This window comes from Morganella sp. GD04133 (genome assembly GCF_029835375.1).
In the GTDB taxonomy this organism is placed as follows: Bacteria; Pseudomonadota; Gammaproteobacteria; order Enterobacterales; family Enterobacteriaceae; genus Morganella; species Morganella morganii_B.
This window is the reverse complement of sequence record NZ_JAODZS010000037.1, coordinates 1-25,967: the sequence shown is the minus strand read 5'-3', so window position 1 is coordinate 25,967 and position 25,967 is coordinate 1. Positions and strand designations below refer to the sequence as shown.

Below are 25,967 nucleotides of genomic sequence, written 5' to 3'. Positions count from 1 at the left end.
TCGTGTTATGAATTGCGCGGCTCCATCCACCGTATGGCGAAATATCCGTTGTTGATGCCCTCTGACCGCTGGACATCATGCAAAAACCACGCATAAAGTTCCGGTGTGTCAGGACACTGTGCGGACGGCATCGGTTTTCCGTCGTATCCTGCGGTCCCGTACGCTATAAATTTCCTCGCCCTGTTTTCCGCTGGTATAATTAGATTATCCTTGTATATCTGCGGCAGGCGATGATATTCCTGGGTTAACAAAACATCTGCGGATTTTGATACCTCTGACAGCCAGCCCCAGTGTTTTTTCAGCAAATATACAGCACCATTGATATCGGACAGTTCCTGTTTGGCCTCTCGTGTATAACCCAGCCCCTGAAGCGAACCTGCGGATGTCAGTATGTCTGATTCCTTTTTTTCAAGCCTGCGGAGTTCACTTTTGTATTCATAGAACTGTTTTCCCAGCCACTCAAAGTACCCGTCAAGGTGCCGGTTCATGGCGTTGTAGCTGAGTTTTTCCATGCCGACTTTCATCTGATAATTCTCAGCCCATTCTTTGACCGGTTTATCGTTCACTCTGTCATTCATATCAAAGTATGATGCAACTGTTGCCGATTTCTTTCTTAATGATGTTAAACGAAGAAAAGGAACGTCAGCCTGCCTTGCTGCTTCATACATTTTTTGCAGTGAGACACGGGAGAGTTCGGCACTGGGTTTCTGCTCTCCGGGTTTCAGGCCGCCGCCGATGTCCTCACTGCACCCGGGCATCAGGATTTCCTGATGTTTTTCGTTGTTCCGGCCGGTCCGGTAAACACACTTCCACTGCCGCCGTTCATGGGCGGCAACCAGATGCAGGGAGTGGCTGACAACCTCCGGTAACGGGGACATATGCTCAAGATACTTGCGTCCGAAGTTTGACCCCACCATGCCCACGACTTTTGCGAACGGCCCGGGCAGCCACGCGACGGCAGCCGCTGCATAATCCAGCCCGTTATCGCTGCTCAGCGGCGAATCCCGCGAGCAGTCAAATAACCCGGCAAACGCAATCTTAACCGGAATATTGCGATAAGTCGGTTCGCTGTCATCATTATTTTCGCAGATATCCCCGAGCAGGATATCCAGAAACTCGCGGGCCAGTGCTCCGCCAAGGTCAAATCCGAAAACTGAAACAGAAATCGAAGTCACCGGAATGCCGCCGTCTTTTATAACGTCCTCACATGATTGCACAAAGCGCATTTTTGCGCTGTTGAGGCGGGTATCCGCGCCGGTTAATTCGGTGTAAGCAATAAATTCCGAATCACGCAGTGAGGGTGTGGCTTCGATACCCGCCTTTTTCAGGCTGCTTACGGCGGAACTTTTCAGCTCTCCGATCACGCCTTTCGGGGTCAGCAGCGTATTTTTCGTCTGTGCCAGGATGTCTTTTCCGCTGACCCCGTTCACTGAGGACTGAAAGGCATCTTTGCCGATATCCCCGGGTTTGCTTTTCATTTCATCGCCGAAGGCACCGAGGGTATTATCTATAAAGCCCTGGATTTTTTCGGCGGAAGTTTCGTCAAACGGTGTGCCGATGCCGGGGATATAGTGCGCACGGCAACTTTGAGTCTCTGTATCATCATCTTCTGTTGGGTATGCACGAAACAACCGGGCGATATTACTCAGCCGTCCCTGTGGCGTATCCTGTTCAGCGTTGCGCCCAACGCCGTCAAAAAAGAAGGCGATGTGTAATATCCGCTCATTATCCTGCGGGGCGTTATTGATATATTGCGGGGGGATATGTTCCTGCCATGATGCGACGTTCTGCATTGCGGCGGACATACCGGAGGTGACGGCGGAAATCCCCTGTGAGATAACCGATCCGAATCCCTGAAATTCGGCCGGTGAGGTCACCGCAATCACGGTATTGGTACCGTAAGGGCAGCCGCACTGCACGATTGAACCGTCAACGGCCTGTGGTTTGCGATTATTCATCATCCGGCTGTCTCCGGTTGCAATCGTACCGGTCTGTTTGCACTGCGGGCAGGAGGTGGTGAGGTCGCCGACAATCACCGCAGGGGTGCCTTTGTATTTTATCATGCTTGACGACGCGATACAGGTAGCGCCTGTTGTGGTTTTGTCACCATCAATCGCCATGGCTTTGCCGAATATATTCGGCCGGTATCCTGACATGGGAAAATTCTCATTAGATTTTTTTATCTGAGAATGTTACCCATGAGCTAAATCAATGGCAAAAAAACAATATTTCAATATGTTACCAATAAAAATGCGGTGAAGCGGCTGTATCATCCTGTCTTTGCTTTTTACCCTGGTCTGTCAGCCGCCGAATCTTTTATCATTGTGCGGCTTCCTCTGTATCCGGCAGCGGGCGGTAGTGAGGGCTGCGGGGGGAATAGGGTGAGAATGCGTTATCACTCCATCCGAGGACGACTTTGTCGCCCGGTAAAAAATGGACGTGCAGATCGTTCTCGCCCCGCTTTCTTTCCGGCATCGGGATCACCACCCGCCGCTGCTCTGGGCGCATACCGGCATCATACTGATCACCTGTAACATCTAACGTCCAGATCACCTCGGCGGTCTTTCCGGTAATGCGTCCGCAGCAGGTCGATTTACCGTTTTCTCCGGCGTATTTATTGTCCGGGTCATGTGCCCAAGCATTACCGCCGGCCACGCCGTTGACACTGAATCCCAGAACAGGCCGATCCAGTTTACTGTGAATAATCAGCGTCACACCACCGGCAGGCGGCCCGAACGCAGCCATGGCGACACTGCCCAGGCCCGGGGAGAGTAAAATCAGCCATACCAGCCAGGCTTTACGGGCGTAAAAACGGTTAAAGGCGTTATCAAAGCGGCGGAATTGTGATGACCAGTCCATAGTAAACTCTTTAGCGGGTATTATTTGTGGTGATTATAAATGCCATATCAGAAATTAAAATAAAAAATACCTGCGATGCCAACAACATTTCTCACTGCACGGCTTCCTCTGTATCAGGCAGCGGACGGTAGTGAGGGCTGCGGGGGGAATAGGGTGAGAATGCGTTATCACTCCATCCGAGGACGACTTTGTCGCCCGGTAAAAAATGGACATGCAGATCGTTCTCGCCCCGCTTTCTTTCCGGCATCGGGATCACCACCCGCCGCTGCTCGGGGCGCATACCGGCATCATACTGATCACCTGTAACATCTAACGTCCAGATCACCTCGGCGGTCTTTCCGGTAATGCGTCCGCAGCAGGTTGTTGCTCCGTTCTCACCGGCGTATTTATTGTCCGGGTCATGTGCCCAGGAATTACCGCCGGCCACGCCGTTGACACTGAATCCCAGAACAGGCCGATCCAGTTTACTGTGAATAATCAGCGTCACACCACCGGCAGGCGGTCCGAACGCTGCCATGGCGACACTGCCCAGGCCCGGGGAGAGTAAAATCAGCCATACCAGCCAGGCTTTACGGGCGTAAAAACGGTTAAAGGCGTTATCAAAACGGCGGAATTGTGATGACCAGTCCATAGTAAACTCTTTAGCGGGTATTATTTGCGGTGATTATAAAGGCCACATCTTAAATTCAGACAAAAAATATTTTAAGTCAGAGATCGGTGTCTGAGGGACATTGTGCGAAAACGTATGAACAACAGGCTGCGGGCATTTAGTGGTATAACGCACAATATAAGCGAATAACTGTCAGGTTATTATACGATGCAGATATGCATATTGACGTTATCATAAATCATAGTTGTATTTTTTAACAAAATTCACTTTCTTCGTGTTTTCTCGGCTTTGATTTCCTGTTTTTTTGATTCTTATGGTTGCATAATACGAGTGATGAGGGTGAATACAAACATTATTTGTAATGGTGACCTTCGGTTGTATGACCATTACGCGGTAAACATAATTACAAATTTCAATAATAATTAAACCCGGGTCTGACGGTTATTTTTTATAACGCAGAGTAAGGGGTTTATGATATTTAATTATGATCCAATGCATTTTTTGACTATTTTTCAGTAAGTGCATTATGACAGAATGATGCTATTCCATAATCCGGCATCATATCTGCCAATGATATGATTGATAAAAGCGCTGCGTACAGAGGTTAACACAGAAGAATCGTGGCGATATAACAATCAAAATATTAACTAACTATGTGATAAATAATATGAATGATATATCAGCCATCGTCGGTAAGAGAATAAAGGAAATAAGGCAGTATAATGGCATGAATATTAGTGACATTGCCGAAAAAACAGGATTATCTCATCAGCAGTTATCCCGTTATGAACGTGGTGTTAATAAAATATGTGCAGATACTCTGTATAAAATCAGCCTGGTTTTTGAATGCAGCGTTAATGATTTATTCTCTGATTTACCTTTTCGTGAAAGAATATTAGAAAATAATCATTTTTATAATGATACATCAGCTATGATTGATGATTATTTTCATGGTGTAAAATCGGGAAGTCCACTCTGAATAAATGAATGTCAATCAGGGTGTAATATAATATCGTAATTAGCTAGTCATAAAGTGGTTAATTGCAAAAATAAACACATTGTTGTTTTGTTTTTGCTCAATTGACAACTGAGATAACAGATTACTGAATTATTTTCATCACCAAAGTAATGTGTTTGTTTATATAAAACACGAATGAACCGGCCGGATCAGTCTTCCTGACGGGTAAATGAGCCACTTCTCATTTACCCGTTTTTTTATGTTATTTCTGTTTGTAACCGGACACTTTAATTTTCTTTGAGGTTTTTGGGTAATATTTTGTTCATTTCTCTGCGCTGTGCTGTTGTTAATCCGTATCCTTCCGGCAGTTCTGCCGCTCTGTGTGACAGGGCGATAAGCCAGTCCCCTAACCAGATCGTATTACCGGAAACGGTATTGTCTGAAGAAAAGAAAGCAGGGTCACCGGCGGCAGCGGATGAAGGCGTAAAAAGCGGCGCTCCCGGATTCATTTTACTCTGAGGACGTTCATCCGGATGGACAACACTGTAGCCAAGCCAGGCGACAAACTCATTAAGTACCCGGGCTGCACAGCAAACGCCGGCAACGGCATTATTTTCCAATCCTTCCAGTGTCTGTGCCAGGTGATCCTGTAAATTTGCCTGATAACCGGCCTGAATCAAAATCTGGCAGAGCATGCTGAGCTCGTTGTCTGTCAGCCCGCTGCGTTTTCTCAGTGTTTTGCTGAAGCCTTTTTTCCGGATATGGTTAACCCATAACTGCCAGGCCTTGGCCGCAAAACCGCCGGACTTATTTTTACCGGCTGCCGGTTCTTCATCCGGGAAATAAATGGTACCCGGAAACACGGATGATTCATCCTGTGATGAGGTATAGGTTAATGCGCCCAGTAACGTTTCATCAATCATCAGGCCATCCAGTAATTCACCATGGCGATCAGAACGGGTTTGTAATGTCCGGATAAGTGCATGAATGTCATGTTCACTGAACGGTGTATTACGGAACAGAAAAGCCAGGTGTGAGCAAAGCTGTGATGCGTCATTTTCCTGTTGCAGCAGGAGATCAGTATCATCACGCTGCTGATAAAAATCACTGAACGTGAAGAAAGGATCATCCGGAATAATCACGGTATCCCGGCGTGAAGAGCGGGCAACAGTCAGTGTGATTTCCCGGCTTATCTCAAACAGGCTCTGGCGTGATAATGGCACGACAGATAACGGAACGCCGTCAGCCAGCGGGCACAGCGGAATATCATCAAAACAGGCCGGATATTCTCCTGTGGTTAACGGATCTGACATCAGACCGGATGAAATAACGGTTCTTGACGGCGCAATAACCTGACGGGCATTTTTCACCGTATTTTTAGCCTGCAGATACCGGAGCCACTCAGTCGTGGCCGACAGATCGCCGCCCCAGAAAAATGACAGTAAGTCGGTCAGATCATGTTTGCTGAGAAACGGAACGAGTTCACTTATCCGGAGTATCAGGGCGGCAGAAAGCGGCAGAGAGGCGGGCTGGCATTTTTCCCGGAGACTGATAACGGATAAAAACTCAGCAGGATCGAGAATCTCCTGCGCTTTTTGTAATTTACGCTCTTCCAGCTCTGTGATTTTATACCGGAGAGTCTCTTCCTGTATCGCGGCGGGATAACGGGTGATCAGCTGGCAGGCCTTCTCTGCAGGGCTCATCAGCAGAAATGTCAGTGTATAAGGACCGTAACACTGTGGCTGTGAATCTGTAAACCTCACAGCCAGAGAGGTATTTCTGAGATTAGGCAATATATCTGCCTGATAATCCAGCGTTATATTATCCAGCATAATATTAATGCACTGATGATCATTTGCCACATGCGCAATCAGCTCATCAGAGAAAGGTACCGGTGTGGGACTGCGAAGGATATGATCCTGAGTGACCGGTACCGTTTCTGAATGACTGAGGCTCAGTTTGTATCGCAGTAAACGATCGATAAGGATATCGGCTTCATTATTCAGCCAGATATTATCCGGACGGAGAGTCTGTATCCGGTTAATTAATGTATTGAATTTAGTCATCATTATTGAAATAAGTTTCCGCTGTCGATCCAGTATTCCCGGTTGGCTGTATTACTGTCTGTCAGTGTATGCAGCGATAAACGTAAACATTCCGGTGTGATTGATTTTCCGCTCTGAAGTGTTGCGTCTTTCAGTGTAAATACGTCATGACCGGCTTCCCGTAACAAACGGACATGCAGAATTTCGCCCCCGGCAAGCTCTCTCGCCAGATTCGGATCTGAGATGGTCAGCTGATATAACGGTGTCGCAGGCCATTCAGGGTTATCTGCCTGCCGGAACCCCAGCCGGATATTTCCGCGGATCGGAATATCGATGACTTGCGGAAAACTGCCGTCATCGTTTTGCTGATAACAGATGTTTTCATTACTGAGTAAATTATTTTCATCGAGCACCCCCATATAGCGGAGAGTCGAATCTGACGTGATATTCCCGGGTGTGATATTGAATCCGGGAAGACGGAGATCTGTTGCAAGATGAAAAATCGTGGCGCCGAGCAGGGCGGTAATTTTACCGTTTTCACCGCCTTTTTTCGGGCAGAACGGAAAATCACTGTGCAACGGATAATTCTGCATCATGATGATGCGTACCGACGGTACCGGCTGGCGGCGGCGGAAATACGTTTGTATTCCGGGAAGGCTGCCGGGTTGTCCTGAAATTAAAAGGACATCACAGCGGTAATATTCAATGATTTCACATAACGATTTCAGCACGCCGGTAAGAGAAAGCTGACCGGTTAATGCGGCATGATTGAGTGATTCAGGATCGCTGTACAGAGGAATATTCAGAACATTTAATGTCCCTCCGGATAACCTTACCGTCTCTTCAATATATGCCAGTACGTGTGGTGACGGTAATGTCGCCAGCAATTCACCGAATGTGGTATTAACGGTGCGACCGTGTTCCCACGCATTCAGTAATGCATGGCCGAGCGGTATGATCAGCTGTAATGAGACCTGCTGGCGTAATGTGCCCTGATCATCAAATCGTCCCTGAGCCTGAAACAGCTGTTGCATGACGCTCCTGCTGTTACTGACCCCGGCCTGTGCGATGGCTTTTTCAAATGCAGGCAGAATTTCACGGCGGATAATATCAAGCAGAAGATCATCCCCGGCACATTTAAATCCCTCACGGAACAGCAGCCGCGGTGTGATTTTTATGTTACTGCTTAATTGGGTGTCGAGGTCATAACGGGTTATCGCCAGATCCGTTGTTCCGCCGCCGATATCAATTGCAGCGATACGTAATGATTTGCCTTTGATTTCCCCGTTGTCATACCGGCGATCCGGGCGGCCGAGCAGTCCGAACAATTTATCAATTTTCCCGCCATAGCGGCGGCTTTCGTTATATATCCAGACTAACTGACTGCAGGACGCTTCATCCCAGTTAAATGAGAATGAGGGAACAGGATATAAACTCTTCGCTTTGTCTTCCTGCAGGGTGAATCCGGCATCCTGCGGATGCCATGACAGGCTTTTCCAGACCAGCGAGATGGCATCACTCATATACTTATGGAAATGCTTTTGTTCTTCATACGGCATTGCGGACGGCAGTGTCAGAATGATATGACGTAACTGTCTCGGGGCGTTCCGGTGCCCTTTTTTCTGACGTGCTGCCACATTATTCATTTGCACTAATGCCTGTGAGATCAGCTCACTGAGCATTAATGTCATCAGAGAGGCCCGGCTGTAACGCGGGGTAAATACCGGTAACCGTACCTCCGGCGTCAGGGTATGCAGGGGGATCCCTTCATCATTCATCAGCAGCATGGACGGCGCGGCAATAGCCGGCGCTTCTTTCCGGCGACCGCTGAAACGCCATGGCTGACTGACCGGCGCTGAATCCCATAAATAGCGGCGCGGACTCGAGATACCGCTGTATCCCTCACTGCCGGCGCGCTGATGCATTAACTGTTTTGCCTCATCCCCCAGACGGACAATCGATGGCCACTGAAATGCATTTTCACGACCGCTTTCGAGAGAAAAATGCGATTTACCAAACTGCGCTTCATTAAACTCAAGTCTGCTGGAAAAAAGCGTATCACTGATAAGATACGGCTGACTGAGTGAGCGCAAACGCAGCTCTTCACACTGACGGAAACCATCATTTTCCTGTTGATGATCTTCTGCCAGCATGCCGCAGGTATGAGTACTGCCGACATCCAGAATCAGATCAACCGGAATGGCCGGGGTATACAGTGTTCCGCTGCTTAACAGAACATCAGGCAAAGCAAGGTGATCTGCCATCATATGAAGAATGTTCAGATAATGAGCCTGATATTCAAATAATTTCAGTGCCGATGCGACTTCCTGTTCAGTACGATCTTCATGCTGCTGAACATAGCTCAGAAAGACTTCACGCAGCCAGCCGTCAATCCACGTATTATCAAGGAATGCGGCGATATCATCATTTTCCCGTACGAATGAAAAACGGATACCGTTATCGATATCAGACTGAACCGGGGCGAGAAGCGGGTCGGCATCATTTTCATGAAGTGTGCGGGTATCAAACGCAATGCTTATCCGGATGTTATTTCCGGCGGCGTCCGGCTCGTTAAGCCGGTTTATCTGAATGCGTGACCAGTTATCAGGACCGGATGCGGATGTATTCCCGGTCTTGCCTCTGAGCCAGGGAACAGGCAGCCACTGACCTTCGGATACCGAGAGTGAATCAGCCAGCAGAATGGCACTTTCCGGTCTGACACGCTCTGCCGTTTCGCCCTGTGATGACGGGATAGTAAATGTTCCGTCATTTTCATCGTGATGAAGATGCAGGAGCGGGCCGTTGGCGGTCTGGCGGACAAAATAGCCTTTTTTATCTGAGTTTTCCGGCAAATACAGGCCAAAATCGAGAAACTGGATGCCACTGTCGCGGATCAGCGTTACATCGGGTTTATAATGAATAAGGTCGGTTAACATCGTTATTATTTATCCATAATTTTTTTGAATGTAAGCTGAGATGACTCGTTATCGGACCATTTCGCCTGACAAATTGCGACGGAATCGGTGCCCTGCTTGCAACTGATATCCGGAATAGTTTGCTGGGAACCATCATTGCACCGTGCCCGCAGTGTGCGGCTTTTTACGGACAGTGTCCCGGAAGGCAGCAGGCCGGCAGAAACAGGGGCCTGGCATGACTTATTTCCGTCATTAAGGTGTATATGACCTTTACCATTCATTATCTGCAGACGCACAGAAGGGTAAGTCTCCGGTTTCGCGGTTTCACCAAAGAAAACAGCCTGCCAGTTACCGTTCAGAAATTTAACCGAGCCGGCTCTGACTGAATTGGGGAAAAGGACCAGGGTATCTTTATCCTGTACCGGTTCTGCCGGGAGGATCTCAGGTGCAGCCGGTTCAGGCGGTAATGCTTCCGGTTCCGGCGCTGCCGGAGCGGTCACAACGACCGGTTTTGCAGACGAAATGGTTTTCATCACGGTTGATAATGTACTTTCTATCACCTCAGAAAGGAGAGGCTGAGGCGCTTTTTCCGGTTGTTCTGTCTGCTGTTCCGGCTCTGCCGGGCGGAGTTCTGTCCCGCTGTTTTTATTCTCTGACGGTGTATAAAACACCGGCAGCGATAATACAGTGGCTCCCGCGATAAGCAGGACGGCCAGCACGGCATATTTAACCGGGAACCTGCGTTTTTTACGGGTTTCTGGTTCTGCCGTTTTTACGGGTTCTTCATCCGGTACGTTACTAGTCTGCGACAAGCTGACAACGAGCGGAGGTGATTCTTCAGAATCCGGTTCACCGGGATGTTCGTCTGCGGTCTGATCATCACTCAGTTCACTCTGTTCCGCCTGCTCTGCTGACAGTGTCAGCTGCTGCTGGCGCTCTTCCTCTTCCCGCAGAATAATATCGAGCATACGGGCATCCGAATGCAGAGGAAGTGAAGAAAATCCCCAGAATTCAATGACCGGTTTATCATCCAGCAACCAGATATGCTGGACACCCGGAAATTGCAGAACATGTTTGAGTAATGACGCAAAGAGTCTGAGGGAAATATTCTCCGCACTGCCGCAACGCAGCCGGAAAGCGTCCAGTTCGGCGTGGCGTTCCTGTAAATAGCTGATGAGGTGTAAACGCTGCGGATGGCTGATATGCGTCCATGATGTCAGTGTTCCGTGACGGGGGGCATACCAGTCAATACGGTCACTGTCACTGTGGCATTGCGGTATTGCCAGACAATTGGCTGCATCATGAAAGCCCTGTAAACGCAGGGCTTCTCGTATTTGCAACGCGGAATCAAAGACTGTTTGGCCGTTTTCACCTAACGGCAAATAATCGCTGCGTTGGCCGCTGCGGAGAAAAGGTTTTACCACGTGATATTATTCCGTTATTGACGATAAAAAGGAAACGCTGAGATGCGTTATTTTACCGTCTTTTATAGCGGAAATAAGACTATATGATAGTGCTAAAAGTGCACGAAATTGCCGTCACTAATCGTGATTGTAATTGGCACAAACAGAAGAACCGTTCATTGATAAAATTATCTGAACAAAAAACGTGATTTACCGGCCTCTGATTTTAATTAAATCAGATGGATATATTATACATTTGCCCGGTGTTTTTCTGCTCAGCTTTCCCGCTCGATGCGTACATTGTATTTTTTTTCTCGAGATCCTGAACCATTTTTGTAAACTCCTGCATTTTCTGCATATGAAGTTCCAATAACACGTAACTCTTTTGATTTAATTCATTGGCGTTTTTGGTCTGAGATACAATGGATGACCAGAGATTAGCTAACTTTGGTGAGTTATCATAAGGTGCAGCGAACTGACCTTGTTTCTCTAATTGTTTTCTCTGGTTATCATAAAAATTGATAGCAGAAAGAATCCGGCTTTTATTATCTGAAATAGGCTGAAGTGCGATCGGATTTATTCTGACAGAACTAAGCTGTTTAATTTCTTCTACCAGTAAACTGTCCATCTGGTTCAGCAGTTCTTGTAATTTAAGTAATGTGTGCCGTAGTTTTTCCATAAAAATAAATTATCAATAAGTTTTAGAAAGATTAAAAATATCACCAACCAGCTGTTGTGCTATTTCATCAGTATCGATCAGGTATTTACCTTCGCTGATCTGCATTTTAATTTTATTTACATTTTCCAGATTAACGTCATGAGTGGTGTCAGTATTAATATTACTGATTCTTTTACTCAGAGTAACCTGTAACGAGGCATCTTTATTTTTATCAGATGCATTCTGTTCTGATACAGCGGCTTTGTTACGAGCTGACGGATCCTGCTGAGTCGCAGCAAGATGGTTAACTTGTTCCAGGCGTTCAACGGCAATTTTCATTTTCCACCCTAACGATTTCTTTAGTCGGTTACTTATTATATCGGCATGACACAAAAAGAACTGAAGTCAGTTTTGCATATTTATTGTGACTTTTTTCTTTCCGGTGACTTTTCCGGTGAGAATCTGGCCTGAACGGGTACGGAAGCGTACAGTGTCACCTAAAGCACCATTATCCATTGATTTTCCGACAGTTGTTACCTGAAATCCATTACCGGAAGCAACGACACTGATTTCATCGCCCGTCAGTACAGACCATGTTTTTCTCAGTGAACCGGCAGTAACCGGCTGCCCGGATTTGATTAAACGGGTGGGGATCTTATCGGTTATCTGCTGCGGATCAGTAATGATATCCGCAGGCAACCCGTCCAGGCTCCCTGTGCGGAGTTCCAGCTGTGCCGCGGTGATGGCTTCACCGGGTAACAATGCCTGTCCGGCAACCCAGTATGTTCCGGTGACCGACACATTGATCCGGATGTAATGATTTTTTTTCCCGCACCGGGCCAGTACGGTCCGGTTTCCGGTGACTTTGCTGTTTTGCCCGCTGAGTGAAAGAGCAGGGTTATCGCAAAGGCTCTCCAGCTGTTTTCCTGAAGAAAGAATTTTAATTCTGAGGTCATCATCCGGTACGGTGTTTTTCTGCAGTTCCCCGCCAATCAGTGTCTGAATGTTTTTTTCCAGTACCGCAGACGGCTCAGATGCCGGGAATGCAGGCAGGCTGAACGTAATCGTCAGTAAGAGAAAATAACGGATGAATCTAAAGTCCACACTGACCTCAATGAGTTAAATCAAACAATATACATATCCGGATATTGTATATTAAATATCTTATAACCATAGCGCGATAATAGCGTCATAACTGACGGCAATTAGCGTGTTTAATGTTTCGTAAATAGATTTACATACATTTTAAAAAGATAAAAGCTTCAGCTTTTGTCAGGTTTTCAAAGTTTAGATTTATCCTGTTCTCTCATAAAATGAGAATATAAATTGAACTGAAAAATATATTGTCCGGGTGTGGTAATGCTAGATAAATTTGATAATGAACTACGTTTCCAGCATGAGGCGTTACAGCTGCTTTCACAGCGTCAGGATATTATTGCTGCGAATATAGCTAACGCAGATACGCCCGGATATCTTGCACGAGATATTGATTTTTCTCAACAACTGAAGGAGGCGAATGATCGTCTCGGTGTGGGGAAAATGGGCAATGTTAAATTAGCAATGACATCCGGAAAACATATTCCGGGTGCATCTTCCGTACTGGAAAACAGCCAGTTACTTTACCGGGTACCTGATCAGCCAAGTGCAGACGGTAATACCGTTGATATGGATCGTGAACGTGTCAATTTCGCTGATAATACAGTGAAATATCAGACAAGTTTAACCATCCTCGGCTCACAATTAAAAGGCATGATGACGGTTATCAGCCAGGGTTAATTATATGTCATTGTTTAGTATTTTTGATATTTCCGGTTCCGCGATGTCGGCACAATCAAAGCGCCTGAATGTCAGTGCCAGCAATATGGCGAATGCCGATAGTGTTGCCGGACCGGATGGTCAGCCGTACCGGGCAAAACAGGTTGTTTTTCAGGTGAATCCGTCCATCGGAACAGAGATCGGCGGCGTTCAGGTCTCCGATGTGATTGAAAGTGATGCGCCATTCCGCCTGATTTATGACCCGTCAAATCCGTTTGCAGATGACAGTGGTTATGTCCGTATGCCGAATGTTGATGTCGTGGGTGAAATGGTGAATACCCTTTCAGCGTCAAGCAGTTATCAGGCAAACGTTGAAGTTATGAATACGGCAAAAACACTCATGCTGAAAACATTGATGTTAGGCCAGTAAGGCCAGTAAGGAAATTGACATGTCTGTATCACCCGTAACACAAAATTCGACCACTGATGACTCTTACAGCGCAGTAAATCAGGTCAGCGCCGCTGATGACTTATTAAGCAATTTTATGACGCTCCTGGTGGCACAAATGCAAAACCAGGATCCGACTAACCCGATGGATAACAACCAGCTGACCTCTCAGCTGGCACAGTTCCAGACCGCCGCCGGTATCGAAAAACTGAATAGCACAGTCGCCATGAATACGGGTGTGGTGTTCAGTATGCATCAGAATAATGCGGTTAACTGGATAGGCCGTACTGTTCTCGTTGAGGGCGATACGGTGGTAACCATCACGGAAGACGGAAATCCGGAGCTGGCATTTTCTATCAACAGTGATGTTGAAAAAGTCAAAGTTACCTTCACCGATGATCAGGGCAATGCGTATGTTGGTGAAATTCAGGATGTGAAGAAAGGTATCAATACCTACACCATGGACGATGTGACCAACTTCCAGCCGGCAGAACCGGAAGGCGGACCGTTCACTGTCACGTATTCGGCGACAACGGCCAGCGGTGATGCACCGGATATCGTCGGATTAAAATCGGCTGAAGTGGAAAGCGTTGACATAAAAAGCGGTGTGGCTGTTTTACATCTCAATGGCTTAAACGGCACCGTTATGCTCGGTGAGATTTATCAGGTTCAGTAACGGCCGGACCGCAGTTATTAACCCCTCAGGAATATATTAAATATGAGTTTTTCACAAGGTCTCAGTGGATTAAATGCCGCGTCCCAGGCTCTGGATGTTGTTGGTAACAACATCGCCAACTCACAGACGGTTGGTTTTAAATCAGGTTCTATCGCGTTTGCGGATGTTTTCGCAGGCTCACAGATCGGTATGGGTGTTCAGGTTGCCGGTGTAAACCAGAATTTCAGCGATGGTGTGCTGAGCATGGGAATGAGTCAGCTGGATATGGGTATTCAGGGCGATGGCTTTTTCCGTCTGGTTGATGGCGGCGGTAAAGTATTTTACAGCCGTAACGGCCAGTTCAAACAGAATGAAGATGGCTACATTATTAATAACCAGGGTATGTACCTGACCGGTTATCAGGCAACCGGTACGCCACCGACCATTGAGCAGGGTGCCGCTATTGAACCTATTCAGATCCCGAACGGCAATATGCCGCCGCGTGCGTCTGACGCCGGTAAAATGAACGGAAACCTCTCCTCCGGAACGGAAGCTATCGACCAGACAACGAACCCGTTTGATCCTGAAGATGGCAACAGTTACAACTCGGTCAGCCAGGTCGATGCGTATGACAGCCTGGGAAATAAACATACGATTAACGTTTATTACGTTAAGACCGGTGATAACGAGTGGAAAGCCTATTCTATGGACACCACATCACCGACAACTAACCCGGCCTGGCAGGAAACAACCCTTGAATTCGATACATCAGGCCAGTTAACGACGCCGGTTAAACTGGGCGTCAAAGGTGATCCGTACAATGGTGCGGAGGCGCTGGATTTTGAGCTGGATCTGACCGGGATGACCCAGCAGGCGTCGGACACCTCAATGAAAAGCCCGAGCACGACAGGTTATGCGCCGGGTGAGATGAACGGCTTCATTATCGGTGAAAACGGTGAAGTGATTGCCTCTTACAGCAATGGTCAGCGTCAGACCGTGGGACAGATTCTGCTGAGCAACTTTACCAACCCGGGCGGACTGACGCCGGAAGGTAATAACTGCTGGAGTGAAACACCGTCATCCGGTCAGCCGACAACCGGTATTTCAGGGACCGGAAATCTGGGTAAGCTCTACGGGCAACGCCTTGAGGCATCCAACGTCGATCTCAGCCAGGAAATGGTCAACATGATTGTTTTCCAGCGTAACTACCAGTCTAACTCCCAGACTATCCGGACGCAGTCTGAGCTGTTACAGACACTGGTCAACATAAGCTGACATAAATTATGGATAACGTCATTTATACAGCTCTGGGCGGCGCGAATGCCGCCCTTAATCGTCAGGCTGTTACCAGTAATAACCTTGCTAACGCATCAACAACCGGTTTCCGGGAGCAGATTTCTGCCTATCGTGCAGTGCCTGTTATCGGCCCGACTGTTGAAACGCGGACACTGGTTGTTGAATCAACCCCCGGGTCCAGTTCGGCAATGGGGCCTGTCAATATGACCGGGCGCGCACTGGATGTTGCACTGCCTCAGGATATCTGGCTGGCGGTTGAACTGCCGGACGGCGGGGAAGGATATACCCGCAACGGGAATATTGAAATTGACAGTGAAGGGCAATTACTGGTGCGCGGACGTCCTCTGATGGGGGACGGCGGTCCTCTGACTGTTCCGCCGCAATCAACACTGACTATCGGTTCTGACGGTACCATCACGGCACAGGGTGCAGGGGATGAACCGTCAGCACTGGCTCAGGTCGGACGAATCAAACTGGTCAATGCCCCTGTGCAGACACTGGTCAGAGGCGATGACGGCCTGTTCCGCTCAGGAATTGCGGATGCACCTCCGTTACCGGCTGACCAGGAAGCACAGCTGATGCCGGAAATGCTCGAGGGAAGTAACGTCAGCCCGGTTAAATCGATGGTCGATATGATTGCCACGGCCAGAAGTTTCGATATGCACATGAAAGTGATCACCAGTGCTGACAGTAATGCCAAAAGTGCTAACCAGCTGTTAAGTGCCGGCTAGTCACAGGAAGAGGAAGCAGGAATATGATTCGTTCTTTATGGATAGCAAAAACAGGTTTGGAAGCGCAGCAAACGAACATGGATGTTATCTCCAATAACCTGGCAAACGTCAGTACCAACGGATTTAAACGTCAGCGCGCGGTATTTGAAGATTTACTGTATCAGACACTGCGTCAGCCGGGGGCTCAGTCTTCTGAGCAGACAACGATCCCGTCCGGTCTGCAGATTGGTACCGGTGTTCGTCCGGTTGCCACGGAGCGTCTGCATACTCAGGGCAGCCTGGTGCAGACCAATAATCCGCTGGATCTGGCAATTGAAGGAAAAGGATTCTTTCAGGTGCTGTTACCGGACGGAACAACGGCGTATACCCGTGATGGTTCTTTCCAGCCGGATCAGAATGGTCAGTTAGTGACGTCGAATGGTTATCCTGTTCAGCCGGCTATCATGATCCCGCAGGATGTGAAACAACTGACGGTCGGTAATGACGGTACCGTCAGTATCACGGTTAACGGACAAACCGGATCACAGCAAATCGGACAGTTAACGCTGGCTACGTTTATTAATGATACCGGCCTGGAAAGCATGGGCGGTAACCTCTATCTCGAAACTCAGTCTTCCGGCGCACCGAATGAGTCCACACCGGGCTTAAACGGGGCAGGTATGCTGAAACAACGTTATGTGGAAACCTCCAATGTCAATGTTGCTGAAGAACTGGTGAGCATGATTCAGACGCAACGCGCTTATGAAATAAACAGTAAAGCTGTTTCCACTTCGGATCAGATGCTGCAACGTCTGGCACAGCTTTGATTTCAGTGACGGGTCATGTCAATGGCCCGTCACTGTCTTTCTTATAGTGAAAAATATGACAACTACTTTGTTTTTCGCCCGGCCGGACAGGCAGATAAAAAACGTGATGAATAAGTCACTTTCCCGCCGCATCCTCCCGCTGACATTACCACTGTTGCTGACTGCCTGTGTGCAGTTTCCGCACACACCGCTGGTGACCGGAACGACGACCGCCACACCGCAGCAGGCTTCACCCGTCGCCGCCAACGGCTCTATTTTCCAGACAGGGCAGATGATGAATTATGGTTATCAGCCGATGTTTGAAGATCGCCGCCCGCGTAACATCGGGGATACGCTGACTATCCTGTTGCAGGAAAATGTCAGTGCCAGCAAAAGTTCTTCTGCCGGTGCTTCCCGTGACGGTTCAACGGGGCTGTCTTTTGATGCGACGCCTCATATGCTGCAGGGTGTTTTTGGTGGCGACCGTGCGAACACGGCCATCAGCGGAGACAGTAATTTCGCCGGAAAAGGTGGTGCAGCAGCGAAAAATACCTTCAGCGGTACGATTACAGTAACGGTCCGGCAGGTGCTGGATAACGGTAACCTGAGTGTGGTGGGGGAAAAACAGATAGCCATCAATCAGGGGACTGAGTTTATTCGTTTTTCCGGTGTGGTTAACCCCCGTACTATCAGCGGCAGTAACACTGTGGTGTCAACGCAGGTCTCTGATGCACGTATTGAATACGTAGGTAACGGCTACATCAACGAGGCGCAGCAAATGGGATGGCTGCAGCGTTTATTCCTCAATATTTCTCCATTCTGATTAAGTGAATCATGAAAAATATATTTTTAAGGTATTGGATGGGAATGTTGTGCGTATTAAGTACGCTGACTTTTTCACACTCCGTTTATGCCGAGCGAATCCGTGATTTAACGACGATCGAAGGTGTCCGGAGCAACTCGCTGATGGGATACGGACTGGTCGTCGGGCTCGATGGTACCGGTGACCAGACGATGCAGACGCCATTTACGACGCAGAGTCTGAATAACATGTTATCCCAGCTGGGGATCACGGTTCCGCCGGGGACCAATATGCAGCTTAAAAATGTGGCTGCGGTGATGGTAACGGCGGACTTACCGCCGTTTGCCCGTCCCGGGGAAAAAATAGATGTGGTGGTTTCCTCGATGGGGAACGCCAAGAGCTTACGCGGCGGAACACTGTTAATGACCCCGTTAAAAGGGGCGGATAATCAGGTGTACGCCCTTGCTCAGGGAAACCTGCTGATGTCCGGTGCGTCGGCACAAGGCGGCGGTTCCCGTGTCCAGGTTAATCAGCTTAACGGTGCCCGTATCAGTGATGGTGCGACCGTCGAACGTGAAGTGCCGATGGATTTTGCCAATCAGCGGGTACTTAAGTTACAGCTGAATCAGGAAAACTTTACTGTTGCGCAGGCAATCAGTGATGTGATTAACCGCCGGTACAGCGCAGCGGCGACACCGGAAAATGCCCGGAGTATTTTACTGCATGCGCCGATGGACAGCGCTGCCCGGGTTCGTTTCCTGGCGGAAATTCAGAACCTGCCGGTGAGAGTGGATGCCGGGGATGCACTGGTTATCGTCAATTCACGAACCGGCTCTGTTGTCATGAACAGACACGTCACGCTGGAATCCTGTGCGGTGGCGCAGGGCGATCTCTCTGTTGAGGTCTCGAGAACGAATCAGGTCAGTCAGCCGGATACCCCGTTTGGCGGCGGACAGACTGTCGTAACACAGGAAACACAGGTTTCACTGACGGATAAAGGCGGCGCCCTTCACCGGATCAATACTAGTGCTGATTTGAATAATGTGATCCGGACGCTTAACAGCCTGGGAGCCACACCGAATGATCTGATGTCTATCCTGCAATCAATGAAAAGTGCAGGGTGTCTGCGGGCACGACTGGAGATAAACTGATGAATGAGTTACTGAACCGGGACGCTGTATTTGATTTACGTTCTCTGGATACATTAAAAGCCTCGGTCAAAAGTGACTCTTCAGAGGGTGTCAGGGCCGTTGCTAATCAGATGGAAGGGCTGTTTGTCCAGATGATGCTGAAAAGTATGCGGGATGCCTCGTTCAAAGGCGGACTTCTGGATAGCCCTCAGTCCAATATGTTTACATCGATGTACGATCAGCAAATCTCCCAGGAAATTGCCGCGACCGGCAAACTGGGGCTTGCTGATCTGATTGTGTCGCAACTTACCGGTGAAAAGGTCAGCAGTGAACAGCTGACCGGCGGTAATCACGTTGAGCTGCCCGGCCGCCTGTCACGGACAGTCGGAAATGCACTGATGGCCGGTGCGGAACAGGTTCTGCCTCAGGCTAAAGCAGCGATGGCGCGGTTATCGGAAGGGAGCCCGGCAGGCAGCTTTATTTCCAGAATGCTGGCACCGGCGATTGAAGCGGAAAGAAAAAGCGGCATCCATCACCAGCTGATTATTGCTCAGGCTGCACTGGAATCCGGATGGGGCGGAAAAGAGATTGTGACCAAAGACGGAAAACCGAGTCATAATTTATTTGGTATCAAAGCGACCCCGAACTGGAAAGGTGAAAGGACAGAAATCACCACAACAGAATATATCGGTGGTGTAAAACAGAAAGTAAAAGCCGAGTTCCGGGTATATCCGTCTTATGCTGCGGCGTTATCTGATTATACGTCTTTATTGAGTAAGAATCCGCGTTATAAACATGTGGTCAGTGCCCCATCACCTGAAATAGCGGCAAAAGCGTTGCAATCCGGCGGATATGCAACGGATCCGCATTACTCCGGCAAGCTGATTAATATTATTCAGCAGGTTAAAAACAGCACGGGTCAGGCTATCAGTGCCTATAAAAATGATGCTTTTGAATTATTTTAATCCGGAAAGGTTTAGTCATTTTTTAATTCGCCGATATTTTTAATATCAGACTCAATAAATTTGTCATAAGCAGGTGAATAATGAATCTCATGTACCTGGCCCGCAGCGGGCTGAATTCTGCACAGGCAGGGTTAAATGTCATTGGTAATAACATGAATAATGCTTTGACGCCGGGTTATAGCCGTCAGATGATCATGCTGGGCGAGGCGGGCGGTAAAACGACGAGTTATGGTTTTTTCGGATACGGTGTTCAGGTTGATGGTGTACAGCGTGCCTATAATGGGTTCCTGAACAATCAGGTGCGAAATTCAAGTTCTGAGTTCAACTCACTGTATTCACGTTATCAAAATGTCAGCCAGATAGATAATATGTTCGGCGATCTATCTAACAATATCTCTAATGCTTTTGGCGGCATCTTTGAGTCAATGCAAAAGATGAGCAGCAATCCTTCGGATCCTGCGGCACGTCAGGAAACCTATGCTCAGTTTAATTCAATCAGCTACAAGTTCCGGACTGACAGTAACACACTGGATGGCCTGGAAAAAAGTACGAATACTCAGATTAGCCAATCAGTTGATGATATTAACAGTTATGCTCAGCAACTCGCTGACGTCAATAAAGAAATCGACAAAGTATATGGTCAGACGGGTACATTACCGGCGGATTTATTAGATCGGCGGGATCTGTTACTGGATAAACTGAGTAGTCAGGTTGATATCAGAGTCAATGAAAATCCGCAGACAGGGCGGGTTGACGTTACACTGGCCAATGGTCTGTCATTAGTTAATGGTGATAAAGCCTACGCGCTGGAAGCCAGACCATCACCGTCGAATCCGAATATTACTGAAGTTGCCTATATTGATGCATCAGGCAATGCATTGTTGCTGGATGAACAGAAATTCACCGGCGGCAAGCTCGGCGGATTATTTGAGTTCCGTAATAATGATTTGGTGACTGCCCGTAATGAACTGAACCAGCTGGCATTGCAGATGGCAAATGAGTTCAATACGGTGAATGCTCAGGGTTATGACGCAGAGGGTAGACCGGGCGGGGATATTTTTAATATTTCTGATCCTGTTGCACTGGCTAACCGGAATAATCAAAGTGATACAACGTTAGATATTGCGTACACCAATATCAGTGAAGTTAATGCCGTTGAATACAACCTGACCTTTGACGGCACGGACTGGCAGGTTAAGACCAGTGACGGTCGCAGCATTACCCCTGATGTGGGGCCGAATGGTGAACTGTTATTTGAAGGCATATCAGTAACACCGAATGGTACCCCGGAGGAAGGTGACAGCTTTATCATGAATCCGGTTTCCGGTGTTGCCGGCAGCCTCACGGTTGCACTTACCGATGGTGACGGCATTGCAGCGTCAAGCTCACCGGATACCGCGGAAAGCAGCAATAATGAAAACCTGCTGGAGTTACTGGCGTTAAAAGATAAAAAAATGGTCGGTAATGCCACGTTTACGGAAGCCTATGCCAGCATGGTGAGTTCCGTCGGCAGTACGACCAAAGGACTTCAGGGTAATCTGGACACGTCTGTGAAAGTCTTAAATGAATGGGAACTCCAGAAACAATCCGTTTCCGGGGTTAACATGAATGAAGAATATATGAACTTAATGATGTTCACTGAGTATTACCAGGCCAACGCCCAGGTTCTGCAAACGGCAGTGACGATTTTTGATACGATTTTGAGCATTCGCTAATCAGCAGAGATAGCAAGAGGTTTAATTATGCGTCTTAGTACCAGTTATATGTATCAGTCTAATGTTAACAGCATGAGTAATGCGGAAGTTAACAGGCAGTATATTGCTGAACGGTTCTCGGCTTTACAAACTCTGCTGAGACCGTCAGATGACCCGGGCGCTGCTTCTCAGGCGATTGTTTATCAGAATGCGTTATCCGATATAAATCAGTACGGTACAGCAAGGATGTTTGCCCAGGATGCATTAGGTTATGAAGATAATGCACTGAGTTCGATTACAAATCTTCTGACCAAAAATCTGACCGAAAAAATAGTTCAGGCAGGTAACGATACCTATTCAGATGCAGACCGTGAGGCATTAGCCGTCGAGCTGGAAGGTATCCGTGATAGCCTGGTGGATTTGGGTAACAGCAAGAACAGTAATGGCCACTATATTTTTGGTGGGTATAATTCTGATTCTCCGCCATTTTTACCGGATGGTACTTATGTCGGCGGTGATAAAGCGATGACCCAGAAGGTCGGTGACAGTGCAGAAATGCAGATTGGTCATACCGGCAGCGACGTTTTTATGAGCGGAACCGGTGATGACCTGTTCGTTGCACTGGATAATGCGATTACTGCATTAAGACAACCTATTGAAACGGATGCGGATCGTGAAGCATTACGGGATGTGCTTGACGATACAAACCGTTCAATCAATAAATGCATTGATAACCTGGGTAAGGTACAGGCTGAGGTTGGTACTAATTTACAACAACTGGAACAGATGGGATTCAGTTCTGATCTGACCAAAATTCAGGTTGAAACCAGTTATTCGGAAACAATTGGTGCTGATCCTGATTCAATTATGAAGATGCCGACTCAGGTGGTAATGGCTGAGCTGGCGCTTCAGACATCGATGTTAGTTTTTCAGTCCATGAAGAATACATCATTGTTTAGTATGATGTGATAGTGATCTTTTTTATATAATTTGCCGGCATACATACGAAAGGGCGGAATAGATATTCCGCCCTTTTTTTATCCTGCGATTACGATTTTATTGCGTTCTTTTCATCGTATTCTTCAGATTGTCCGATAAACGAACCACCTTTGCGGATAGCCAGGTTAGATACACGGCAAATTCCTTTTAATTCACCATGTTCAAGAATATCTAATTGTTTGGCATTACAGGAACCGACAAGCGATCCGTCAATTAATACGGTTTCAGCAAAGACATCACCCTCAACTAACCCGGAACGCATAATACTGACAGTGCCTGAGGTTGATTTGATCTGTCCTTTTACCTTTCCGCATATTTGCAGATCACCGTTAAACTCAATATCACCGGTTAAACTTGTTTTTTTACTTATAACAGTAACTTGTCGTTCTTCCTGTGCCTTTTGCTTTTCTTCCTGCACCAGAGATGCATCACCGGACTGAAGATTGATATTATCTGTACTATCATTGATGGCACTGGATTTTTTTTGCAGATCGTTTTTTTCCTGAGGTTTCACATTTTTTTTATTCTTGAACATGTTTTTTTTCCGGTTATATATAATGATTATTACAGACAAAATTACAGTGCAAATTAAAAGCACAGGCCATAAGGTATTTTTTGTTACCGCAGAGTACAGGAAGTAAAGCCAGAGAATCCAAACAGAGGTAAGACAAACGTTTTTCATAAAATACGGACCACTATCATTGATGATCCACCATTATTGTTTTCTGGTGTCATGTGTTTCCGATGGTTTATTTTTTGATATTGATATATCTATATCGGAAACACCTTCAATACCAATGCTTATAGATAACCTGTTTTCATTTACAGATATTTTTGTTTTGGCATTGTTCCCGACATAGTTATGTATAATTTCCTGCATTTCTGTCATCATTTCTTTTAGATCAGCTTTGTAACTCATGTCAATATCCTCCTCTGCAATATTTATATTATAAACATCGGTAGAGTATTAACCAACCAAATAACGATATGTTAGTTTAATATAAACAGGCATTTTTGAGCGTTTATAAACGATTAGGATTTTACTGTGATGTAATATACTACGGTTAAGAAAAATCTTAGTAGTGATTTGATTTTATAAAATAATTTTATTGGTAGTAATTAAATATCAATAATGAAACGACATTATTCCGTTATTTTAAATATATTTTTTTGTGTAATTCCCGATAGTGTCAGTGTGACAAGTGTGAGTGGCAAGAGGCTATCTTTCTGAATCACTTAGATTTATATGGTTTTGGCCTCCTATCTGTTAATAAGATGACGGTTTTGATAGTAATAGTAAGGTTGGTGATTAATAAGAATAACCATCCTTATATTATGGTTATAAGGCGATAGCTTCATGATTTATTTGGTTGTTTCCTGGTTTTAAAATTAATTATATTTCTGAATTTTTGGTTTAATTGCGGTAATTAAAATTAGATTTGTGGTTTTATATTTTTAAAAAAGTTTGGCTGTAAAATAACGCGTAATGGATGGCTGCTTTATTTTAAAATGAAAATTTTAATTGTTTAATTACTATAGAGGTAAAGGGTAAAAATGTTAAGTAGAATAAGAATTCTGACAAGCATACTGCTTGTTTTGGGTATTTTTTGTATGTTGCAATTAGTCTCCGGTGGATTTTTCTTACAGACTGTAAAGAATGACAATGAAAAATTCACCATGATTAATAACTTAAAAGCACGTTCAGATGCCCTTGGTGATGTCTGGATTGATTTATTAAAATCCAGAATGGAACTGAGCCGGGCATCATCACGGCTGCTGCGTAATAATGATAAAATAACACCGGAATCACTGGAGTTTATCAGTTCTGCTGAAAAATCAATGGCAGATGCTGAAAAACAGTGGGCGCTGTTTAAATCATTACCGACAACACTGGAAAATGATAATTCAAAATACCTTGAAGAAGAATATAGTAAATACCTTGGCGCTCAGCGTAGTTTGGTGAATTTTTTACGCGCTGAGAAAATAGATGAATATATTGCTCAGCCGACGCAGGATTTCCAGGATGCGTTTGAAAATCAATATAATGATTATATGCAGTTAAACAGTGTTCTTTATAATAAAGTCGTTGAAGAGAATACAATAGAATATAACCGTTCTATATGGATACTTCTGGCCATTATTGTCAGTGTATTTATTATTATCAGCTTAGTATGGTTAGGTATCCGCCGGATACTGATTTCACCATTAAACCGTATTGTTGAAAGTATTCAGTATATTGCCAAAGGCGATCTGGTCAGAACGATTGATGTTACCGGGAAGAATGAAATCGGGCAGTTAGGTGATGCATTACGTCATATGCAGGTTGAACTTGCAAATACGGTCAGTGATGTCCGTGATGGTGCTAATGCGATTTACAACGGTGCAAGTGAAATCTCTGCCGGTAATAACGACCTGTCGGCCCGTACTGAACAGCAGGCGGCATCCCTTGAGGAAACCGCAGCCAGTATGGAAGAATTAACGGCAACGGTACGTCAGAATGCGGAAAATGCCCGTCAGGCCAGTAATCTGGCTCAGACGGCCTCTGATACCGCTCAGCGCGGTGGCAAGGTTGTGGACGATGTGGTCGATACGATGCGTGATATCGGCGGCAGCTCACAAAAAATTGCTGATATCATCAGCGTGATCGATGGTATCGCGTTCCAGACCAACATTCTGGCACTGAATGCGGCGGTGGAAGCCGCCCGTGCCGGCGAGCAGGGCCGCGGATTTGCTGTCGTGGCCGGTGAGGTGCGTAATCTGGCCCAGCGCAGCGCGCAGGCGGCCCGTGAGATCAAGAGCCTGATTGAGGATTCCGTCAGTAAAGTTGATGCCGGATCCGTTCTGGTTGAACGTGCCGGTGAAACCATGGGTGAAATCGTCAGTGCTGTCACCCGGGTGACCGATATTATGGGTGAGATTGCTTCAGCGTCTGATGAGCAGAGCCGTGGTATTGATCAGGTTGGTGTGGCGGTTGTTGAGATGGACAGAGTGACTCAGCAGAATGCGGCGTTGGTAGAGCAATCCGCAGCGGCTGCCGGATCACTTGAAGAGCAGGCGAGCCGGTTAACTCAGGCGGTAGCGGTGTTTAACATTCAGGCATCCGCTCTGAATCTCCGGAATCACAGCAGTAAAAATATACCGGTGCCGTCACCTGTAGTGAAGAAAAAAACAGACAGCTCAGACGATGACTGGGAAACATTTTAATGACCCTGCAATGCCGGATTTAATGGCATGAATAACGTCTGAGTGTTACCGGATT

At 46.9% G+C, this 25,967-nt stretch carries 24 protein-coding genes; 13 read left to right on the top strand and 11 right to left on the bottom strand.

What is annotated here, in order from left to right:
• Positions 1 to 5: 5 nt before the first annotated feature.
• The 3 genes from N7387_RS17065 to N7387_RS17055 form a co-directional block, all read right to left on the bottom strand.
• Positions 6 to 2,156, bottom strand: a complete 2,151-nt coding sequence (locus N7387_RS17065; RefSeq protein WP_279800411.1) for a PAAR domain-containing protein — start codon at positions 2,154 to 2,156, stop codon at positions 6 to 8.
• 163 nt (positions 2,157 to 2,319) lie between these two features.
• Positions 2,320 to 2,859, bottom strand: coding sequence for a hypothetical protein (locus tag N7387_RS17060; protein WP_279800410.1), 540 nt, complete (start codon positions 2,857 to 2,859; stop codon positions 2,320 to 2,322).
• A 91-nt stretch (positions 2,860 to 2,950) separates the two neighbouring features.
• On the bottom strand, positions 2,951 to 3,490 hold the full coding sequence (locus N7387_RS17055; protein WP_279800409.1) for a hypothetical protein: 540 nt from the start codon (positions 3,488 to 3,490) through the stop codon (positions 2,951 to 2,953).
• Between the two features lie 646 nt (positions 3,491 to 4,136).
• Between N7387_RS17055 and N7387_RS17050 the strand changes: the two genes are divergently transcribed.
• Positions 4,137 to 4,448, top strand: coding sequence for a helix-turn-helix transcriptional regulator (locus N7387_RS17050; RefSeq protein ID WP_279800408.1), 312 nt, complete (start codon positions 4,137 to 4,139; stop codon positions 4,446 to 4,448).
• A gap of 266 nt (positions 4,449 to 4,714) precedes the next feature.
• On the opposite strand, the gene N7387_RS17045 is transcribed toward N7387_RS17050, so the two are convergent.
• The 6 genes from N7387_RS17045 to flgA all read right to left on the bottom strand — a co-directional run bounded on the left by N7387_RS17045 (position 4,715) and on the right by flgA (position 12,552).
• Positions 4,715 to 6,496 (bottom strand): virulence factor SrfC family protein, encoded by a 1,782-nt coding sequence (locus N7387_RS17045; protein ID WP_279800406.1) that lies wholly within the window; start codon positions 6,494 to 6,496, stop codon positions 4,715 to 4,717.
• Positions 6,496 to 9,408, bottom strand: a complete 2,913-nt coding sequence (locus N7387_RS17040) for a virulence factor SrfB (protein ID WP_262883132.1) — start codon at positions 9,406 to 9,408, stop codon at positions 6,496 to 6,498. Before N7387_RS17040 ends, N7387_RS17045 begins: the two co-directional genes overlap by 1 nt.
• Before the next feature lie 5 nt (positions 9,409 to 9,413).
• Complete coding sequence (locus tag N7387_RS17035) at positions 9,414 to 10,811, bottom strand: SrfA family protein (RefSeq protein ID WP_279800404.1); 1,398 nt, start codon at positions 10,809 to 10,811, stop codon at positions 9,414 to 9,416.
• Positions 10,812 to 11,025: 214 nt separating this feature from the next.
• On the bottom strand, positions 11,026 to 11,469 hold the full coding sequence (gene flgN / locus N7387_RS17030) for a flagellar export chaperone FlgN (protein WP_279800403.1): 444 nt from the start codon (positions 11,467 to 11,469) through the stop codon (positions 11,026 to 11,028).
• Positions 11,470 to 11,481: 12 nt separating this feature from the next.
• Positions 11,482 to 11,787 (bottom strand): flagellar biosynthesis anti-sigma factor FlgM, encoded by a 306-nt coding sequence (flgM, locus tag N7387_RS17025; RefSeq protein WP_262860383.1) that lies wholly within the window; start codon positions 11,785 to 11,787, stop codon positions 11,482 to 11,484.
• Between the two features lie 66 nt (positions 11,788 to 11,853).
• On the bottom strand, positions 11,854 to 12,552 hold the full coding sequence (gene flgA / locus N7387_RS17020; protein ID WP_025152300.1) for a flagellar basal body P-ring formation chaperone FlgA: 699 nt from the start codon (positions 12,550 to 12,552) through the stop codon (positions 11,854 to 11,856).
• Between the two features lie 255 nt (positions 12,553 to 12,807).
• Here flgA and flgB point away from each other — a divergent pair, with 255 nt between their 5' ends.
• The 11 genes from flgB to flgL all read left to right on the top strand — a co-directional run bounded on the left by flgB (position 12,808) and on the right by flgL (position 22,678).
• Positions 12,808 to 13,224, top strand: coding sequence for a flagellar basal body rod protein FlgB (gene flgB, locus N7387_RS17015; RefSeq protein ID WP_262860385.1), 417 nt, complete (start codon positions 12,808 to 12,810; stop codon positions 13,222 to 13,224).
• 4 nt (positions 13,225 to 13,228) lie between these two features.
• Entirely contained in the window at positions 13,229 to 13,633 is a 405-nt protein-coding gene (flgC, locus tag N7387_RS17010) for a flagellar basal body rod protein FlgC (protein ID WP_025152302.1), read from the top strand.
• 19 nt (positions 13,634 to 13,652) lie between these two features.
• The gene (locus tag N7387_RS17005; RefSeq protein ID WP_262860386.1) at positions 13,653 to 14,327 is read left to right on the top strand and encodes a flagellar hook capping FlgD N-terminal domain-containing protein; all 675 of its coding nucleotides are present in this window, start codon (positions 13,653 to 13,655) and stop codon (positions 14,325 to 14,327) included.
• Between the two features lie 42 nt (positions 14,328 to 14,369).
• Positions 14,370 to 15,581, top strand: coding sequence for a flagellar hook protein FlgE (gene flgE / locus N7387_RS17000; protein ID WP_262860387.1), 1,212 nt, complete (start codon positions 14,370 to 14,372; stop codon positions 15,579 to 15,581).
• 8 nt (positions 15,582 to 15,589) lie between these two features.
• Positions 15,590 to 16,333, top strand: a complete 744-nt coding sequence (locus tag N7387_RS16995; protein WP_025152305.1) for a flagellar basal body rod protein FlgF — start codon at positions 15,590 to 15,592, stop codon at positions 16,331 to 16,333.
• 23 nt (positions 16,334 to 16,356) lie between these two features.
• Positions 16,357 to 17,139, top strand: coding sequence for a flagellar basal-body rod protein FlgG (flgG, locus tag N7387_RS16990; protein WP_025152306.1), 783 nt, complete (start codon positions 16,357 to 16,359; stop codon positions 17,137 to 17,139).
• Between the two features lie 106 nt (positions 17,140 to 17,245).
• On the top strand, positions 17,246 to 17,941 hold the full coding sequence (locus N7387_RS16985) for a flagellar basal body L-ring protein FlgH (protein WP_025152307.1): 696 nt from the start codon (positions 17,246 to 17,248) through the stop codon (positions 17,939 to 17,941).
• 38 nt (positions 17,942 to 17,979) lie between these two features.
• Positions 17,980 to 19,071: a flagellar basal body P-ring protein FlgI gene (locus N7387_RS16980; protein ID WP_051583020.1), complete on the top strand. Its 1,092-nt coding sequence runs from the start codon at positions 17,980 to 17,982 to the stop codon at positions 19,069 to 19,071.
• Positions 19,071 to 20,015 carry a flagellar assembly peptidoglycan hydrolase FlgJ gene (gene flgJ / locus N7387_RS16975; protein ID WP_279800401.1) on the top strand — a complete coding sequence of 315 codons (945 nt, stop codon included), beginning with the start codon at positions 19,071 to 19,073 and terminating at the stop codon, positions 20,013 to 20,015. The genes N7387_RS16980 and flgJ overlap by 1 nt, the downstream gene beginning before the upstream one ends.
• A gap of 80 nt (positions 20,016 to 20,095) precedes the next feature.
• Complete coding sequence (gene flgK, locus N7387_RS16970; RefSeq protein ID WP_279800399.1) at positions 20,096 to 21,730, top strand: flagellar hook-associated protein FlgK; 1,635 nt, start codon at positions 20,096 to 20,098, stop codon at positions 21,728 to 21,730.
• A gap of 27 nt (positions 21,731 to 21,757) precedes the next feature.
• A complete protein-coding gene (gene flgL, locus N7387_RS16965) occupies positions 21,758 to 22,678 on the top strand; it encodes a flagellar hook-associated protein FlgL (RefSeq protein WP_279800397.1) in 921 nt (306 codons plus the stop codon).
• Positions 22,679 to 22,757: 79 nt separating this feature from the next.
• Here flgL and N7387_RS16960 read toward each other — a convergent pair whose 3' ends face one another.
• Positions 22,758 to 23,243, bottom strand: a complete 486-nt coding sequence (locus N7387_RS16960; protein WP_262867990.1) for a polymer-forming cytoskeletal protein — start codon at positions 23,241 to 23,243, stop codon at positions 22,758 to 22,760.
• A 180-nt stretch (positions 23,244 to 23,423) separates the two neighbouring features.
• Entirely contained in the window at positions 23,424 to 23,627 is a 204-nt protein-coding gene (locus N7387_RS16955) for a hypothetical protein (protein ID WP_262862861.1), read from the bottom strand.
• A 635-nt stretch (positions 23,628 to 24,262) separates the two neighbouring features.
• On the opposite strand from N7387_RS16955, the gene N7387_RS16950 reads away from it, so the two are divergent.
• On the top strand, positions 24,263 to 25,912 hold the full coding sequence (locus N7387_RS16950; protein ID WP_279800395.1) for a methyl-accepting chemotaxis protein: 1,650 nt from the start codon (positions 24,263 to 24,265) through the stop codon (positions 25,910 to 25,912).
• Positions 25,913 to 25,967: the final 55 nt, after the last annotated feature.

Bases quoted from the DNA above. Each gene is read 5' to 3' on its own strand.
- N7387_RS17005 (WP_262860386.1), top strand. From the start codon at position 13,653: ATGTCTGTATCACCCGTAACACAAAATTCGACCACTGATGACTCTTAC.
- flgK (WP_279800399.1), top strand. From the start codon at position 20,096: ATGAATCTCATGTACCTGGCCCGCAGCGGGCTGAATTCTGCACAGGCA.
- flgB (WP_262860385.1), top strand. From the start codon at position 12,808: ATGCTAGATAAATTTGATAATGAACTACGTTTCCAGCATGAGGCGTTA.
- N7387_RS17055 (WP_279800409.1), bottom strand. From the start codon at position 3,490: ATGGACTGGTCATCACAATTCCGCCGTTTTGATAACGCCTTTAACCGT.
- N7387_RS16950 (WP_279800395.1), top strand. From the start codon at position 24,263: ATGTTAAGTAGAATAAGAATTCTGACAAGCATACTGCTTGTTTTGGGT.
- flgN (WP_279800403.1), bottom strand. From the start codon at position 11,469: ATGGAAAAACTACGGCACACATTACTTAAATTACAAGAACTGCTGAAC.
- N7387_RS16980 (WP_051583020.1), top strand. From the start codon at position 17,980: ATGGGAATGTTGTGCGTATTAAGTACGCTGACTTTTTCACACTCCGTT.
- flgL (WP_279800397.1), top strand. From the start codon at position 21,758: ATGCGTCTTAGTACCAGTTATATGTATCAGTCTAATGTTAACAGCATG.
- N7387_RS17050 (WP_279800408.1), top strand. From the start codon at position 4,137: ATGAATGATATATCAGCCATCGTCGGTAAGAGAATAAAGGAAATAAGG.
- N7387_RS16955 (WP_262862861.1), bottom strand. From the start codon at position 23,627: ATGAGTTACAAAGCTGATCTAAAAGAAATGATGACAGAAATGCAGGAA.
- N7387_RS16985 (WP_025152307.1), top strand. From the start codon at position 17,246: ATGAATAAGTCACTTTCCCGCCGCATCCTCCCGCTGACATTACCACTG.
- N7387_RS17060 (WP_279800410.1), bottom strand. From the start codon at position 2,859: ATGGACTGGTCATCACAATTCCGCCGCTTTGATAACGCCTTTAACCGT.
- N7387_RS16960 (WP_262867990.1), bottom strand. From the start codon at position 23,243: ATGTTCAAGAATAAAAAAAATGTGAAACCTCAGGAAAAAAACGATCTG.
- N7387_RS16995 (WP_025152305.1), top strand. From the start codon at position 15,590: ATGGATAACGTCATTTATACAGCTCTGGGCGGCGCGAATGCCGCCCTT.
- flgJ (WP_279800401.1), top strand. From the start codon at position 19,071: ATGAATGAGTTACTGAACCGGGACGCTGTATTTGATTTACGTTCTCTG.
- N7387_RS17040 (WP_262883132.1), bottom strand. From the start codon at position 9,408: ATGTTAACCGACCTTATTCATTATAAACCCGATGTAACGCTGATCCGC.
- flgG (WP_025152306.1), top strand. From the start codon at position 16,357: ATGATTCGTTCTTTATGGATAGCAAAAACAGGTTTGGAAGCGCAGCAA.
- flgE (WP_262860387.1), top strand. From the start codon at position 14,370: ATGAGTTTTTCACAAGGTCTCAGTGGATTAAATGCCGCGTCCCAGGCT.
- flgM (WP_262860383.1), bottom strand. From the start codon at position 11,787: ATGAAAATTGCCGTTGAACGCCTGGAACAAGTTAACCATCTTGCTGCG.
- N7387_RS17065 (WP_279800411.1), bottom strand. From the start codon at position 2,156: ATGTCAGGATACCGGCCGAATATATTCGGCAAAGCCATGGCGATTGAT.
- flgC (WP_025152302.1), top strand. From the start codon at position 13,229: ATGTCATTGTTTAGTATTTTTGATATTTCCGGTTCCGCGATGTCGGCA.
- N7387_RS17045 (WP_279800406.1), bottom strand. From the start codon at position 6,496: ATGATGACTAAATTCAATACATTAATTAACCGGATACAGACTCTCCGT.